We start from the raw sequence: 14,907 nt of genomic DNA, 5'->3' as shown, positions 1-14,907 counted from the left end.
AAAGGCGACTTATAGTCGCCTTATTTACCTTTGTTACTGAGTTGTAACGTTTATTTACTTTGCGCTAACCCATCGAGGTAGCGCTCTGCATCCAGCGCCGCCATACAACCGGTACCGGCTGAGGTGATCGCCTGACGGTAGATATGATCCATCACATCACCTGCAGCGAAAACGCCTGGAATGCTGGTCTGAGTGGCATTGCCATGAATACCGGACTGCACTTTGATGTAGCCATTTTCCAGCTCCAGTTGACCATCAAAAATGGCAGTGTTCGGGCTGTGGCCAATAGCGACAAACAGGCCGGCTACATCAAGTGATTCAATGTTATCCGCGTTTTCGGTATCGCGAATACGCAGGCCACTAACACCCATCTGATCGCCCGTGACCTCTTCCAGAGTACGGTTGGTGTGCAGCACAATGTTGCCACTGGCCACTTTGTCCATCAGACGTTTAATCAGGATTTTTTCCGCGCGGAAAGAGTCACGGCGGTGAATCAGGTGTACCTCAGAGGCGATGTTCGCCAGGTACAGTGCTTCTTCGACGGCGGTGTTACCTCCACCGATGACCGCGACTTTCTGATTGCGGTAGAAGAAGCCATCACAGGTGGCGCAGGCAGAAACACCGCGGCCTTTAAATGCTTCCTCAGACGGTAGACCTAAATAACGCGCGGAGGCGCCAGTGGCGATAATCAATGCGTCACAGGTGTATTCGCCGCTATCGCCGAAAAGGCGGAACGGACGATTTTGCAGATCAACCTTGTTGATGTGATCGAACAGAATTTCGGTATCAAATTTTGCGGCATGTTCATGCATCCGCTCCATCAGGAGCGGCCCGGTCAGATCGTGCGGGTCGCCCGGCCAGTTTTCCACCTCAGTGGTCGTGGTGAGCTGACCGCCTTTCTCCATACCAGTAATTAATACCGGCTCCAGGTTTGCACGCGCAGCGTAGACCGCAGCGGTATATCCCGCAGGCCCTGAACCAAGGATAAGCAGCTTACTGTGTTTGGCCGTACCCATGAGATCCTCATTATTGTTTGGCAGACATGGGGCTGGATTGTAGGGAATTTACTGGCGTAAAAAAAGGGCACAGCAGTTTTGTTAACGATATGTGTAATAGATGGCACTAATCATTTAACGCTGAATGCGATCCCGAACATAACAATTTCTTCTGAAAATAGGACCGTTATAAGGTGATTAAATGAGTATTGCCTAAGGGCGATGATGAATATGTGGCATGTTGTACTAAAAAAAGATGTTTTGCTTTGACAATGCCCTGCGCTTTTGCGAAAACATCAAAGGAAGAAAAAAGCAGTGTTTCACGCGTGATGCAAATTCATGCATGTAAATACCATTTTTACCGGGCTAGCGAAATCTACGCATGGCGTGGACAGACGCCATTCGTGATGTCGATAGCTGCCGTAAGGCAACGGACTTCTTAATGCAGACCCTGGGATTACACGCGGTATTATCATTATCTACTTGCGAGTAAAGCGACGGGCAAAGACCCTGAACAGTGAAGTGCACAGGGTCAAGACAGGAGTAGGGAAGGAATACAGAGAGACAATAATAATGGTAGATAGCAAGAAGCGCCCTGGCAAAGATCTCGACCGCATTGATCGTAATATTCTGAACGAATTGCAAAAAGATGGGCGTATTTCCAACGTCGAGCTTTCTAAACGAGTGGGACTTTCTCCTACGCCGTGCCTTGAGCGCGTGCGCAGGCTGGAAAGACAGGGTTTCATTCAGGGCTATACAGCGCTGCTGAACCCGCATTATCTGGATGCATCACTTCTGGTATTTGTTGAGATTACTCTGAATCGTGGCGCACCGGATGTGTTTGAGCAATTTAACGCCGCAGTACAAAAACTTGAAGAAATTCAAGAGTGTCATTTGGTATCTGGTGATTTCGACTACCTATTGAAAACACGCGTGCCGGATATGTCTGCTTATCGCAAACTGCTGGGGGAAACCCTGCTGCGACTGCCGGGCGTGAATGACACCCGTACTTATGTGGTGATGGAAGAGGTCAAACAGAGCAATCGTCTGGTTATCAAGACGCGCTAATACGGAACAGGTGCAAAATCAGCTTTTTTTGATTACACTCCTGTTAATCCATACAGCAACAGTGCCGGGGTTACCCGGCGCTGTTGTCCGTTTTAGCTGGAGAGCCTTACTTGAGCCAGGAATACACAGAAGACAAAGAAGTCACACTAACCAAGCTAAGCAGCGGGCGTCGACTCCTTGAGGCGTTGCTGATCCTCGTTTCTCTGTTTGCCGTCTGGTTAATGGCGGCGCTCATTAGTTTTAATCCTTCTGATCCCAGTTGGTCGCAAACCGCATGGCATGAACCCATACATAACCTGGGTGGTGCGCCTGGGGCGTGGCTTGCGGATACATTATTCTTCATTTTTGGCATCATGGCTTACACCCTGCCGGTTATTATTATCGGTGGTTGCTGGTTTGCTTATCGCCATCGCGCCAATGAAGACTTTATCGATTATTTCGCTGTTTCGTTGCGTCTTATTGGCGCATTAGCGCTGATCCTGACCTCTTGCGGTCTGGCGGCCATTAACGCTGACGATATCTGGTATTTCGCCTCTGGCGGCGTCATCGGTAGTTTGCTGAGCACGACTTTGCAACCACTGCTGCATAGCAGTGGGGGCACCATCGCCTTGTTGTGTGTCTGGGCGGCCGGACTAACGCTGTTTACGGGCTGGTCCTGGGTGACTATTGCTGAAAAACTGGGTGGCATTATCCTCGGTATTCTCACTTTCGCCAGTAATCGCACACGCCGCGACGATACCTGGGTCGATGAAGATGAATACGAAGAAGAGGAATACGACGACGAGCCTGCAGCCCCGCGTGAATCGCGTCGTGCCCGTATTTTGCGTGGCGCACTGGCTCGCCGTAAACGCGTAGCGGAGAAATTCGCCAATCCAATGGGGCGTAAAACCGATGCAGCATTGTTCTCCGGAAAAAGGATGGATGATGATGAAGAGGAGATTGCCTACAGCGCCCGCGGTGTCGCAGCAGATGCTGATGATGTCCTGTTTTCGGGCCATCGCGCCACTGAAACTGATATCGACGCTTACGATCCGCTGTTAAGTGGACAACGCGCAACCGAACCGGTTTCGGCTGCCGCGGCAGCTATGACAGCGGCACAGGCACATGCTGCACCAGCCGGCCCGGCGATCCAGCCTTCTGTAGAACCTATGCCATGGCAGCCTGCTCCCGCCGACTCTGCGGCGCAATATCAGCCCGAGCCAGAACAGGTTCCACTTTCGCACTACTCTGCGCCTGCACAGAACAATGAGTGGCAGCCAGAAGCGCCGTCGGTCGCGCCACAGCCGCAGACATATCAGGCATGGCAAGAGCCCCCATACGAAGAACCTGCACCAGCGCCAGAGATTGAGCCGGAAGCGGTAGAAGAGGTGAAGCAGACGCGCCCGCCTCTTTACTATTTTGAAGAGGTTGAGGCTCAGCGTGCGCGTGAGCGTGAGCAACTTGCCGCCTGGTATCAGCCGATCCCGGAACCGCCAGAAGAACCAACGCGTTCAACCGACCCAGCGATGCCCTCTTTCTCGGTTGCGCCGACAACGCCCGTTGAATCAAAGGTCATGCCAGCAGTTGCTCCTGTTGCAGCGGCGGCAAAAGATGCCGCAGCGACAACTGCAATGGCTACTGCACCGGTATTTAGCCTTGCGGATGGGAGTGCGGCTGCCCGCCCACAGGTAAAAGAGGGTATTGGTCCACAATTGCCGCGCCCGAACCGTGTCCGTGTGCCTACCCGGCGCGAACTGGCTTCCTATGGCATCAAGCTGCCATCACAACGCATGGCGGAAGAGCGCGCGCGTCAAGCCGGGCGCCAGCAACATGGTGCGCTGGATGACGACGATGCTGATATGTTGCAACAGCATGAGCTGGCACAGCAGTTCGCGGCCAGCCAGCAGAACCGTTATGGTGATGAGTACCAGCACGATAAGACAGCCCCTATTCTTGATGAAAGTGAGGCCGAAGAGGCTGAACTGGCACGTCAGTTTGCCGCCAGCCAGCAGCAGCGCTATTCCGGTGAGCAACCGAAAGGGGCACATGCCTTTACAGCCGACGATTTCGCCTTCTCGCCATTTAAAGCGTTGGTGGATGATGGTCCGGGTGAGCCATTGTTTACGCCTGGCGTGATGCCTGAGCCGGAACCGCCAGCACAGCAACATGCAATGAATTATTCTGCTCAGCCTTCTGCGCCTGTACATGTGCAGCCCGCAGCAGCCAGGCCACAAGCGCCTGCGCCCCAGGAAAGCCTGATTCATCCGCTGTTAATGCGTAACGGCGACAGCCGCCCGTTGCCAAAACCGACAACGCTGCTGCCTTCCCTGGATTTACTGACGCCGCCGCCAGCTGAGGTCGAGCCGGTTGATACTTTTGCGCTGGAGCAGATGGCCCGTCTGGTGGAAGCGCGGCTGGCTGATTTCCGTATTAAAGCTGATGTGGTGAACTATTCTCCGGGCCCGGTTATTACGCGCTTTGAACTGAATCTGGCGCCAGGTGTTAAGGCCGCGCGAATTTCTAACCTGTCGCGTGACCTTGCTCGTTCACTGTCAACAGCAGCGGTTCGTGTTGTAGAAGTGATTCCAGGTAAACCTTACGTTGGTCTGGAGTTACCAAACAAAAAGCGTCAGACCGTCTATTTACGCGAAGTGCTGGACTGTGCCAAATTCCGCGAAAGCCCGTCGCCATTGACCGTCGTGCTGGGCAACGATATCGGCGGCGAACCGGTGATTGCTGATTTGGCCAAAATGCCGCATTTGCTGGTCGCGGGGACCACAGGTTCTGGTAAATCCGTTGGGGTTAACGCCATGATCCTCAGCATGCTCTATAAAGCGCAACCGGAAGACGTGAAATTCATCATGATCGACCCGAAAATGCTGGAGCTTTCGGTGTATGAAGGGATTCCACATTTGCTGACTGAGGTGGTCACCGACATGAAAGACGCCGCCAACGCATTGCGCTGGAGCGTTAATGAGATGGAACGTCGGTATAAGCTGATGTCGGCGCTTGGCGTGCGTAATCTCGCAGGTTATAACGAAAAAATCGCCGAGGCGGCGAAAATGGGACGCCCGATCCCGGATCCATACTGGAAACCGGGTGACAGCATGGCGATTGAACATCCGGTGCTTGAAAAACTGCCGTACATCGTTGTGCTGGTAGATGAATTTGCTGATCTGATGATGACCGTGGGCAAAAAGGTGGAAGAACTGATCGCCCGCCTGGCGCAGAAAGCGCGTGCCGCGGGTATTCACCTGGTACTGGCGACGCAGCGTCCCTCTGTTGATGTAATCACCGGCCTGATTAAAGCCAACATCCCCACCCGTATTGCTTTTACCGTGTCGAGCAAAATCGACTCCCGTACCATCCTTGACCAGGGCGGTGCTGAATCACTGCTGGGTATGGGGGATATGCTTTATTCAGGGCCAAATTCGACAATGCCGGTACGTGTCCATGGAGCGTTTGTGCGCGATCAGGAAGTGCATGCCGTGGTGCAGGACTGGAAAGCACGCGGTCGCCCGCAATATATTGACGGTATTACCTCCGATAGCGACAGTGAAGGGGGTGGTGGTGGCGGTTTTGACGGTGGAGAGGAACTCGATCCGTTATTCGACCAGGCGGTAAATTTCGTCACCGAAAAACGCAAGGCTTCTATCTCTGGCGTTCAACGCCAGTTCCGTATTGGTTATAACCGCGCGGCGCGCATTATTGAGCAGATGGAAGCGCAGGGCATCGTCAGCGAACAGGGGCATAATGGCAATCGTGAAGTGTTAGCGCCACCGCCATTTGAGTGATTGCAAAGATCGGTAAAGCCGTAAAAATTCAGTATTTTCTTCTGTCGCTTGTGGCGATGAGCTTTTAGAGTGACAGAAGTGTTCTCCCGTATCGGGAGTGACGTTTTGAGGAAAAACAATGAAAAAAATCGCGATAACCTGTGCTTTACTTGGCAGCTTTATGGTGAGTAGCGTATGGGCGGATGCTTCCGGCGATCTGAAAAGCCGTCTCGATAAAGTGAGCAGTTTCCATGCAAGCTTTACCCAAAAAGTGACGGACGGAAGCGGTGCGGCTGTGCAGGAAGGTCAGGGTGATTTGTGGGTCAAGCGTCCAAATCTATTCAACTGGCATATGACGCAACCTGATGAGAGTGTCCTGGTATCCGATGGGAAAACATTGTGGTTCTATAACCCGTTTGTTGAGCAGGCTACAGCAACCTGGCTGAAAGATGCCACCAGCAACACTCCCTTTATGTTGATAGCGCGTAACCAGAGTAGCGACTGGCAGCAGTACAATATTCAGCAGAACGGCGATGATTTTGTACTGACACCCAAAAGCAGCAATGGCAACCTTAAACAGTTCACGATCAATGTTGACCGCGATGGCACAATCCATCAGTTCAGCGCGATTGAGCAGGATGATCAGAAAAGTAGCTACCAGCTAAAAGCCCAGCAAAATGGCTCGGTAGATGCGACTAAGTTTACCTTTACTCCGCCAAAAGGCGTAACGGTTGACGATCAACGTAAGTAAGAGGCGTGCGTGAGCAATCTGTCGCTCGATTTTTCCGACAATGCGTTTCAACCTCTGGCCGCTCGTATGCGGCCAGAAAATTTGGCGCAATATATAGGTCAGCAACACCTGCTGGCACCGGGCAAACCCCTGCCTCGGGCGATTGAAGCTGGTCATCTGCATTCGATGATTTTATGGGGGCCGCCCGGAACGGGAAAAACGACGCTTGCAGAGGTAATTGCGCGCTATGCCAGTGCCGACGTTGAACGCATTTCCGCGGTCACATCGGGCGTGAAGGAGATCCGGGAAGCTATTGAGCGTGCCCGGCAAAATCGCAATGCTGGACGTCGCACGATCCTGTTTGTCGATGAAGTCCATCGATTTAACAAAAGCCAGCAGGATGCCTTTTTACCCCATATTGAAGACGGTACCATCACCTTCATTGGTGCTACCACTGAAAACCCCTCGTTTGAACTCAATTCCGCTTTGCTCTCTCGTGCGCGTGTTTATCTGCTGAAATCCTTGACTACAGAAGATATTGAGCAGGTATTAACGCAAGCGATGGACGATAAGACACGGGGCTATGGCGGTCAGGATATTTCTCTGCCGGATGAAACCCGTCGCGCGATTGCGGAACTGGTCAACGGCGACGCCCGCCGTGCGCTCAATACTCTTGAAATGATGGCGGACATGGCCGAGCTGGATGATTCTGGTAAGCGCGTCCTTCAGCCATCGCTTTTGACGGAGATTGCTGGCGAGCGCAGCGCGCGTTTTGATAACAAAGGCGACCGTTTCTACGATTTAATCTCTGCGCTGCATAAGTCGGTACGCGGCAGCGCGCCGGATGCGGCGTTGTACTGGTACGCTCGTATTATCACCGCCGGAGGTGATCCGCTGTATGTGGCGCGCCGCTGTCTGGCCATTGCGTCAGAGGATGTTGGCAACGCCGATCCGCGTGCGATGCAGGTTGCCATTTCGGCCTGGGATTGTTTCACCCGGGTGGGGCCTGCTGAGGGTGAACGGGCCATTGCGCAGGCGATAGTTTATCTGGCCTGTGCCCCGAAAAGTAATGCGGTTTATACCGCCTTCAAAGCCGCACTGGCTGATGCGCGCGAACGTCCGGATTACGATGTTCCCGTACATTTACGTAATGCGCCAACCAAACTGATGAAAGATATGGGTTATGGTCAGGAGTACCGTTATGCCCATGACGAACCCAATGCCTATGCGGCTGGCGAGTCTTATTTTCCCGAAGAGCTAGCACAAACACGTTATTATCATCCGACAAACAGAGGTCTTGAAGGCAAGATTGGCGAAAAGCTCACCTGGCTCGCTGAACAGGATCATAAAAGCCCCACAAAACGCTATCGCTGAGAGTGGCGTTGCGGTAATGTTGTCGGTGTATCTCTGTGGCCGCAGGCTGCGGTCACTTTCTCATTTTTTCAATTCGATAAGCACAGGATAAGCATGCTCGATCCCAATCTGCTGCGTACCGAGCCAGACGCAGTCGCAGAAAAACTGGCACGCCGGGGCTTTAAGCTGGATGTAGATAAATTGCGCGCTCTTGAAGAACGTCGCAAGGTTTTGCAGGTGAACACCGAAAACCTGCAGGCAGAGCGTAACTCGCGATCGAAATCCATCGGCCAGGCGAAAGCGCGCGGGGAAGACATTGAGCCATTACGCCTGGAAGTTAATAAACTGGGTGAACAACTGGACGCGGCAAAAGCCGAGCTGGATACGTTGCTGGCGGAAATTCGTGATATCGCGCTGGCCATCCCAAATATTCCGGATGATAGCGTTCCTGTTGGTAAAGACGAAAACGACAACGTCGAAGTGAAACGCTGGGGTACGCCGCGTAAGTTCGACTTTGAAATCCGCGATCATGTCTCGCTCGGCGAAATGCATGCGGGGCTGGATTTTGCTGCAGCCGTTAAACTAACCGGTGCCCGTTTTGTGGTGATGAAAGGTCAGATTGCTCACCTGCATCGTGCACTGGCGCAGTTTATGATTGACCTGCATACCGAGCAGCACGGCTATAGCGAAACCTATGTTCCGTATCTGGTTAACCAGGACACGCTGTACGGTACGGGTCAGTTGCCGAAATTTGCGGGTGATCTGTTCCATACGCGTCCACTCGAAGAAGAAGCTGACAGCAGTAACTATGCTCTAATTCCGACTGCAGAAGTGCCGCTGACTAACCTTGTTCGCGATGAAATCATCGATGAAGACGACTTGCCGATTAAACTGACGGCGCATTCACCGTGCTTCCGTTCGGAAGCCGGTTCTTATGGTCGTGATACGCGTGGTTTAATCCGTATGCACCAGTTTGATAAAGTCGAGATGGTACAGATTGTTCGTCCCGAAGATTCAATGGCCGCACTGGAAGAGATGACTGGTCACGCAGAAAAAGTGCTGGAACTGCTCGGTCTGCCATACCGCCGTGTTGCACTCTGCACCGGTGATATGGGATTTGGTGCCTGCAAAACGTTTGACCTGGAAGTGTGGGTTCCGGCGCAAAATACCTATCGCGAAATCTCCTCCTGCTCCAACGTCTGGGACTTTCAGGCGCGCCGTATGCAGGCTCGTTGCCGTAGCAAATCCGATAAGAAAACGCGTCTGGTACATACCCTGAATGGTTCCGGACTGGCGGTCGGCCGTACTCTGGTTGCCGTGCTGGAAAACTATCAGCAAGCCGACGGTCGCATTGAGATCCCGGAAGTCCTGCGCCCTTACATGCGCGGCCTTGAGTATATCGGCTAAGATTCCTGTCTTATAAAAAGCGCCTCCGGGCGCTTTTTTTTGCTCATCTTGATTTTCGACAATAAGCCTGTTTTTTTTATGGTTAATACTCGCCTTGCTGGATCAGAATAAAACACTAAAAAGTTGAGATTGCGATATATAAAAAAATATATAACGATTTCACATTTTAAATTTTGTGAGCAAAGTGAGTACATATGAAAACTAAGACCCCCGATACACTACTCGGTGTGGAGGTGAGTCGACGTGGGCTAATGAGGACCACCGCTATTGGCGGGCTCGCGGCGGCAGGAAGCGCCTTCACTTTACCTTTTTCCCGACTCGTCAGCGCCGCTGACGCGATTTCCCAACCTTCCACCAGTGAGAAAGTTGTCTGGAGTGCCTGCACGGTCAACTGCGGCAGCCGATGCCCGCTGCGCATGCATGTCGTGGATGGCGAAATTAAATACGTAGAAACTGACAACACCGGTGATGATAACTACGAGGGGTTGCATCAGGTTCGCGCCTGTCTGCGTGGCCGCTCAATGCGCCGTCGTGTCTATAACCCCGATCGTCTGAAATATCCGATGAAGCGCGTTGGCAAACGCGGTGAAGGTAAATTCGAGCAAATCAGTTGGGAAGAGGCTTACGATACGATCGCGCAGAATATGACGCGTCTTATTAAAGATTACGGTAACGAATCCATCTATCTGAATTATGGTACCGGAACGCTGGGCGGGACGATGACGCGCTCATGGCCGCCAGGAAAAACGTTGGTGGCGCGCCTGATGAACTGCTGTGGCGGTTACCTTAACCATTATGGCGATTACTCCTCGGCACAAATTGCTGCGGGGCTTAATTACACTTACGGTGGTTGGGCGGATGGTAATAGTCCGTCAGATATCGAAAACAGCAAACTGGTCGTGCTCTTTGGTAACAATCCTGGCGAAACGCGTATGAGCGGTGGCGGGGTGACCTATTACCTTGAACAGGCGAGGGCAAAATCGAATGCCCGAATGATCATCATCGATCCGCGCTATACCGACACTGGTGCGGGGCGTGAAGATGAGTGGATCCCCATTCGTCCCGGGACCGACGCCGCGCTGGTAAACGGTATTGCATGGGTACTTATCACGGAAAACCTCGTTGATCAGCCATTCCTTGATAAATATTGCGTTGGCTACGACGAAAAAACATTACCTGCCAGCGCACCTGCCAATGGTCATTACAAAGCCTATATCCTTGGGCAAGGCAAAGATGGTGTGGCCAAGACGCCTGAGTGGGCTTCGACAATTACCGGTATTCCAGCAGAGCGTATTGTGAAGTTGGCAAGAGAAATCGGTAGCACCAGGCCTGCATTTATCAGCCAGGGGTGGGGGCCACAGCGCCATGCCAACGGTGAGATGGCAACTCGTGCGATTTCCATGCTGGCTATTTTGACGGGCAATGTCGGGATCCATGGCGGCAATACTGGCGCGCGCGAGGGGTCGTATGATCTGCCGTTTGAACGGATGCCGACACTGGATAACCCGGTACAAACCAGCATTTCCATGTTTTTGTGGACGGATGCCATTGAGCGAGGGCCGGAAATGACGGCACTGCGTGACGGTGTACGTGGCAAAGATAAGCTGGACGTGCCGATTAAGATGATTTGGAACTATGCCGGTAACTGCCTCATCAATCAGCATTCGGATATCAATCGTACGCACAGCATTCTGCAGGATGATAAAAAATGCGAGCTGATTGTGGTGATTGATTGCCATATGACCTCATCAGCAAAATATGCCGATATTTTGCTGCCAGATTGTACGGCATCTGAGCAGATGGACTTCGCGCTGGATGCTTCCTGCGGCAATATGTCTTACGTCATTTTTAATGATCAGGTCATTAAGCCTCGTTTCGAATGCAAGACCATTTATGACATGATGTCCGGACTTGCAAAACGTCTTGGGGTTGAGCAGCAGTTTACTGAAGGTCGCACGCAGGAAGAGTGGATGCGTCACTTGCACGCACTTTCGCGCAAAGCGATCCCGGATTTGCCTGATTTTGATACTTTCCGTCAGCAGGGGATGTTCAAACAGCGCGATCCGGATGGGCACTACGTCGCCTATAAAGGGTTCCGTGAGGATCCACATGCTAATCCGCTGACCACACCGTCAGGTAAGATAGAGATCTATTCGGAAGCGCTGGCAACGATCGCAGCAACCTGGGAATTGCCGGAAGGTGATGTTATCGACCCGCTGCCGATTTATACCCCCGGGTTCGAGAATTATAACGATCCGCTGAGTAAAACATTCCCCTTACAGCTTACCGGCTTCCACTATAAATCCCGTACGCACTCAACCTATGGCAACGTTGATGTATTGAAAGCTGCCTGTCGGCAGGAGGTGTGGATCAACCCGATTGATGCGCGCAAACGCGAGATAAGCAATGGTGATCGCGTACGCATTTTTAACGATCGTGGCGAAGTCCATATTGAGGCGAAGGTGACGCCGCGCATGATGCCAGGCGTAGTCGCGTTGAGCGAAGGTGCCTGGTATGCGCCGGATGCGAAAGGTATAGATCAGGCTGGTAGCATTAACGTCCTGACGACTCAGCGTCCCTCGCCACTGGCGAAAGGTAATCCGTCGCACACCAACCTCGTTCAGGTCGAGAAGGCGTAAGGAGTAAGAGATGGCTACGCAATATGGATTTTATATCGACTCCGCACGTTGTACCGGCTGCAAAACCTGTGAGCTGGCGTGTAAGGATTACAAGAACTTAACCCCGGATGTCAGCTTCCGTCGCATTTATGAATACGCGGGGGGAGACTGGCAGGAGGATAACGGCGTCTGGCACCAGAACGTTTTCGCCTATTACCTCTCTATCGCCTGTAACCACTGCGAGGATCCGGCCTGTACCAAAGTCTGTCCCAGCGGGGCGATGCATAAACGCGAAGATGGTTTCGTGGTGGTGAATGAAGATATCTGCATCGGTTGCCGTTACTGCCATATGGCCTGTCCTTACGGTGCGCCGCAGTTCAACGCGGAAAAAGGTCATATGACCAAGTGCGATGGCTGCTACAGCCGTGTCGCCGAAGGCCATAAACCTGTTTGCGTGGAATCCTGCCCGTTACGCGCGCTGGATTTCGGGCCGATTGAAGAGCTGCGTAAAAAGCACGGGGAGCTGGCAGCTGTCGCCCCGCTCCCTGCTTCGCACTTCACGAAGCCGTGCATCGTGATTAAACCTAACGCCAATAGCCGCCCGACAGGGGATACGACCGGCTACCTGGCAAATCCGCTGGAGGTGTGAGATGGGAAACGGATGGCATGAGTGGCCGCTGATGATCTTCACTGTGCTTGGTCAGTGTGTGGTGGGTGGCTTCATTGTACTGGCTGTGGCGCTCCTTAAAGGAGATGTTCACTCTGAAACACAGCAACGTATTGTCCGCGTGATGTTTGGTCTGTGGGTATTGATGGGCATTGGTTTTATCGCATCAATGTTGCATCTCGGCACACCAGTGCGGGCGCTGAACTCCCTCAACCGGGTCGGCTCTTCGGCGCTAAGCAATGAAATCGCCTCAGGATCGTTGTTTTTTGCCGTCGGTGGTATCGGTTGGCTACTGGCTATGGCAGGGAAACTGCCGCAGGGAGCGCGCCAGCTTTGGCTTATTGCGACGGCATTGCTGGGCGTAGTGTTTGTCTGGATGATGGTGCGTGTATATAACACCATTGATACGGTACCGACCTGGTACACGCTCTGGACGCCGCTCAGTTTCTTCCTGACGCTGCTCATTGGCGGCCCGCTACTTGGCTATTTGTTACTGCGTATAGTAGGCGTTGAAGGTTGGGCAATGCGACTGCTGCCAGTGATTACTTTACTCGCACTCGTTGCCAGTATGGTTGTCGTGGTGATGCAGGGAAGCGAACTTGCGTCTATTCACAGTTCCGTCCAGCAGGCTTCTGCGCTGGTACCGGATTACGGGGCATTAATGGCATGGCGCGTCGCTGCTCTGGTCCTGGCAGTAGTATGCTGGGTGGGGCCGCAACTGAAAGGCCACTACCCTGCGATTCCGTTACTGAGCCTGGCATTTGTCCTGGTGTTGGTGGGGGAAATGATTGGTCGCGGTGTTTTTTACGGCTTGCACATGACCGTAGGTATGGCGGTGGCAGGATAACGTTGTAACAGCCGGGGCGGAAGTCCCGGCTTTTCGGGACTGTTTTCACAAGAAATCATCATGAATTTTTTCAACTGAACCCTGTCGGCCTGTTTCTGACATAAGCCAGTCTAATCAATCATGTAATTAAACTTTTAACCCTACGGAAACTTTGCTGGATTAGTTTTATATATCGTCCAGGTGTAAAACGTACTGATGGATAAAAGTGGTAGATTGACAATGTTTTTGCCAGTGGCATGATGCGCACGAATATTGAACTTCCTCACGGTTTTTACCCATGCCCACTTATACGCGCCCAGTGCTGTTGTTGCTCTGTGGCTTGCTGTTGTTGACGCTGGCAATTGCAGTGCTCAACACGCTCGTCCCGCTTTGGCTCGCTCATGAAAACATGCCTACGTGGCAGGTTGGTATGGTCGGTTCTTCCTATTTTACCGGTAACTTACTGGGGACGCTGCTGACCGGGCGTGTGATTCAGCGGCTTGGGTTTAACCGCAGTTATTACATTGCATCCATCATTTTTGCGATTGGCTGCGCTGGCCTGGGGCTTAATGTGGGTTTCTGGAGCTGGCTTAGCTGGCGTTTCATTGCGGGTATCGGTTGCGCAATGATTTGGGTCGTAGTGGAAAGCGCATTGATGTGCAGTGGCACATCCCGTAATCGCGGACGCTTACTGGCGGCCTACATGATGGTCTATTATGTGGGCACGGTGCTTGGTCAGTTGATGGTAAGTAAGCTATCCACTGAACTGATGCATGTGCTGCCCTGGGCTGTGGGGTTAATACTGGCGGGGATTTTACCGTTACTCTTCACGCGCATTATGGAACAGCGCGATGAGTCTCACGGTACTACGGCTATCTGGCCTATGTTCCGCCTGCGACAGGCGCGGCTTGGCGTTAACGGTTGCATTATTTCCGGTATCATTCTGGGTTCCTTGTATGGGTTGATGCCGCTTTATCTGAACCATAAAGGTGTCAGTGATGCGGGGATTGGGTTCTGGATGGCGTTAATGGTGAGTTCCGGGATCATCGGGCAATGGCCAATTGGTCGTCTGGCCGATCGTTTTGGCCGACTGTTGGTGCTGCGTGTGCAGGTCTTTGTTGTGATCCTCGGCTGTTTCGCAATGCTCAGCAATGCGTCAATGGCTCCCGCGTTGTTTGTACTGGGTACAGCCGGTTTTACGCTCTATCCGGTGGCGATGGCGTGGGCCTGTGAAAAAGTTGAATACCATCAGCTGGTGGCGATGAACCAGGCTTTGCTGTTGAGCTATACGGTAGGCAGCCTGTTAGGGCCAACACTGACCGCAATGTTAATGCAAAGCTATTCCGACAGCTTGCTGTTTATCATGATTGCCAGCGTATCGTTTATCTATCTGGTTATGCTGATGCGTAAAGCTGGTGAGCATCCAACGCCAGTGGCGCATGCCTGATTTTAAGCCTGCATAAGCAGGCTTTTTTCCTGACAGACGAAAAT

10 protein-coding genes are annotated in these 14,907 nt (G+C 52.5%); 9 read left to right on the top strand and 1 reads right to left on the bottom strand.

The window, feature by feature from the left end:
- Positions 1-50 precede the first annotated feature (50 nt).
- Entirely contained in the window at positions 51-1,016 is a 966-nt protein-coding gene (gene trxB, locus AAIG39_RS11675) for a thioredoxin-disulfide reductase (RefSeq protein ID WP_090087137.1), read from the bottom strand.
- 552 nt (positions 1,017-1,568) lie between these two features.
- On the opposite strand from trxB, the gene lrp reads away from it, so the two are divergent.
- The 9 genes from lrp (at position 1,569) to AAIG39_RS11630 (ending at position 14,863) form a co-directional block, all read left to right on the top strand.
- Positions 1,569-2,063 carry a leucine-responsive transcriptional regulator Lrp gene (gene lrp, locus AAIG39_RS11670; protein WP_000228469.1) on the top strand — a complete coding sequence of 165 codons (495 nt, stop codon included), beginning with the start codon at positions 1,569-1,571 and terminating at the stop codon, positions 2,061-2,063.
- A gap of 110 nt (positions 2,064-2,173) precedes the next feature.
- Positions 2,174-5,836, top strand: a complete 3,663-nt coding sequence (locus AAIG39_RS11665; RefSeq protein ID WP_343193914.1) for a DNA translocase FtsK 4TM domain-containing protein — start codon at positions 2,174-2,176, stop codon at positions 5,834-5,836.
- Between the two features lie 118 nt (positions 5,837-5,954).
- On the top strand, positions 5,955-6,566 hold the full coding sequence (gene lolA, locus AAIG39_RS11660; RefSeq protein ID WP_085006010.1) for an outer membrane lipoprotein periplasmic chaperone LolA: 612 nt from the start codon (positions 5,955-5,957) through the stop codon (positions 6,564-6,566).
- Between the two features lie 9 nt (positions 6,567-6,575).
- Entirely contained in the window at positions 6,576-7,919 is a 1,344-nt protein-coding gene (gene rarA / locus AAIG39_RS11655) for a replication-associated recombination protein RarA (protein ID WP_090087141.1), read from the top strand.
- A gap of 93 nt (positions 7,920-8,012) precedes the next feature.
- Positions 8,013-9,305, top strand: coding sequence for a serine--tRNA ligase (gene serS, locus AAIG39_RS11650; protein ID WP_090087143.1), 1,293 nt, complete (start codon positions 8,013-8,015; stop codon positions 9,303-9,305).
- A gap of 194 nt (positions 9,306-9,499) precedes the next feature.
- Complete coding sequence (gene dmsA, locus AAIG39_RS11645) at positions 9,500-11,944, top strand: dimethylsulfoxide reductase subunit A (protein ID WP_343193912.1); 2,445 nt, start codon at positions 9,500-9,502, stop codon at positions 11,942-11,944.
- A gap of 10 nt (positions 11,945-11,954) precedes the next feature.
- Positions 11,955-12,572, top strand: a complete 618-nt coding sequence (locus tag AAIG39_RS11640) for a DMSO/selenate family reductase complex B subunit (protein ID WP_343193911.1) — start codon at positions 11,955-11,957, stop codon at positions 12,570-12,572.
- 1 nt (position 12,573) lies between these two features.
- The gene (locus tag AAIG39_RS11635; protein WP_090085595.1) at positions 12,574-13,437 is read left to right on the top strand and encodes a dimethyl sulfoxide reductase anchor subunit family protein; all 864 of its coding nucleotides are present in this window, start codon (positions 12,574-12,576) and stop codon (positions 13,435-13,437) included.
- A 277-nt stretch (positions 13,438-13,714) separates the two neighbouring features.
- Positions 13,715-14,863, top strand: coding sequence for an MFS transporter (locus AAIG39_RS11630; protein WP_090085597.1), 1,149 nt, complete (start codon positions 13,715-13,717; stop codon positions 14,861-14,863).
- Positions 14,864-14,907 lie beyond the last annotated feature (44 nt).

It is taken from the genome of Phytobacter palmae (assembly GCF_039409775.1).
In the GTDB taxonomy this organism is placed as follows: Bacteria; Pseudomonadota; Gammaproteobacteria; order Enterobacterales; family Enterobacteriaceae; genus Phytobacter; species Phytobacter palmae.
This window is presented reverse-complemented; position numbering and strand designations above follow the sequence as displayed.

What these genes read in the sequence shown, in the direction of transcription:
- trxB (WP_090087137.1), bottom strand. Translation starts at nt 1,016, where the DNA reads ATGGGTACGGCCAAACACAGTAAGCTGCTTATCCTTGGTTCAGGGCCT.
- lrp (WP_000228469.1), top strand. Translation starts at nt 1,569, where the DNA reads ATGGTAGATAGCAAGAAGCGCCCTGGCAAAGATCTCGACCGCATTGAT.
- lolA (WP_085006010.1), top strand. Translation starts at nt 5,955, where the DNA reads ATGAAAAAAATCGCGATAACCTGTGCTTTACTTGGCAGCTTTATGGTG.
- serS (WP_090087143.1), top strand. Translation starts at nt 8,013, where the DNA reads ATGCTCGATCCCAATCTGCTGCGTACCGAGCCAGACGCAGTCGCAGAA.
- dmsA (WP_343193912.1), top strand. Translation starts at nt 9,500, where the DNA reads ATGAAAACTAAGACCCCCGATACACTACTCGGTGTGGAGGTGAGTCGA.
- AAIG39_RS11640 (WP_343193911.1), top strand. Translation starts at nt 11,955, where the DNA reads ATGGCTACGCAATATGGATTTTATATCGACTCCGCACGTTGTACCGGC.
- AAIG39_RS11635 (WP_090085595.1), top strand. Translation starts at nt 12,574, where the DNA reads ATGGGAAACGGATGGCATGAGTGGCCGCTGATGATCTTCACTGTGCTT.
- AAIG39_RS11630 (WP_090085597.1), top strand. Translation starts at nt 13,715, where the DNA reads ATGCCCACTTATACGCGCCCAGTGCTGTTGTTGCTCTGTGGCTTGCTG.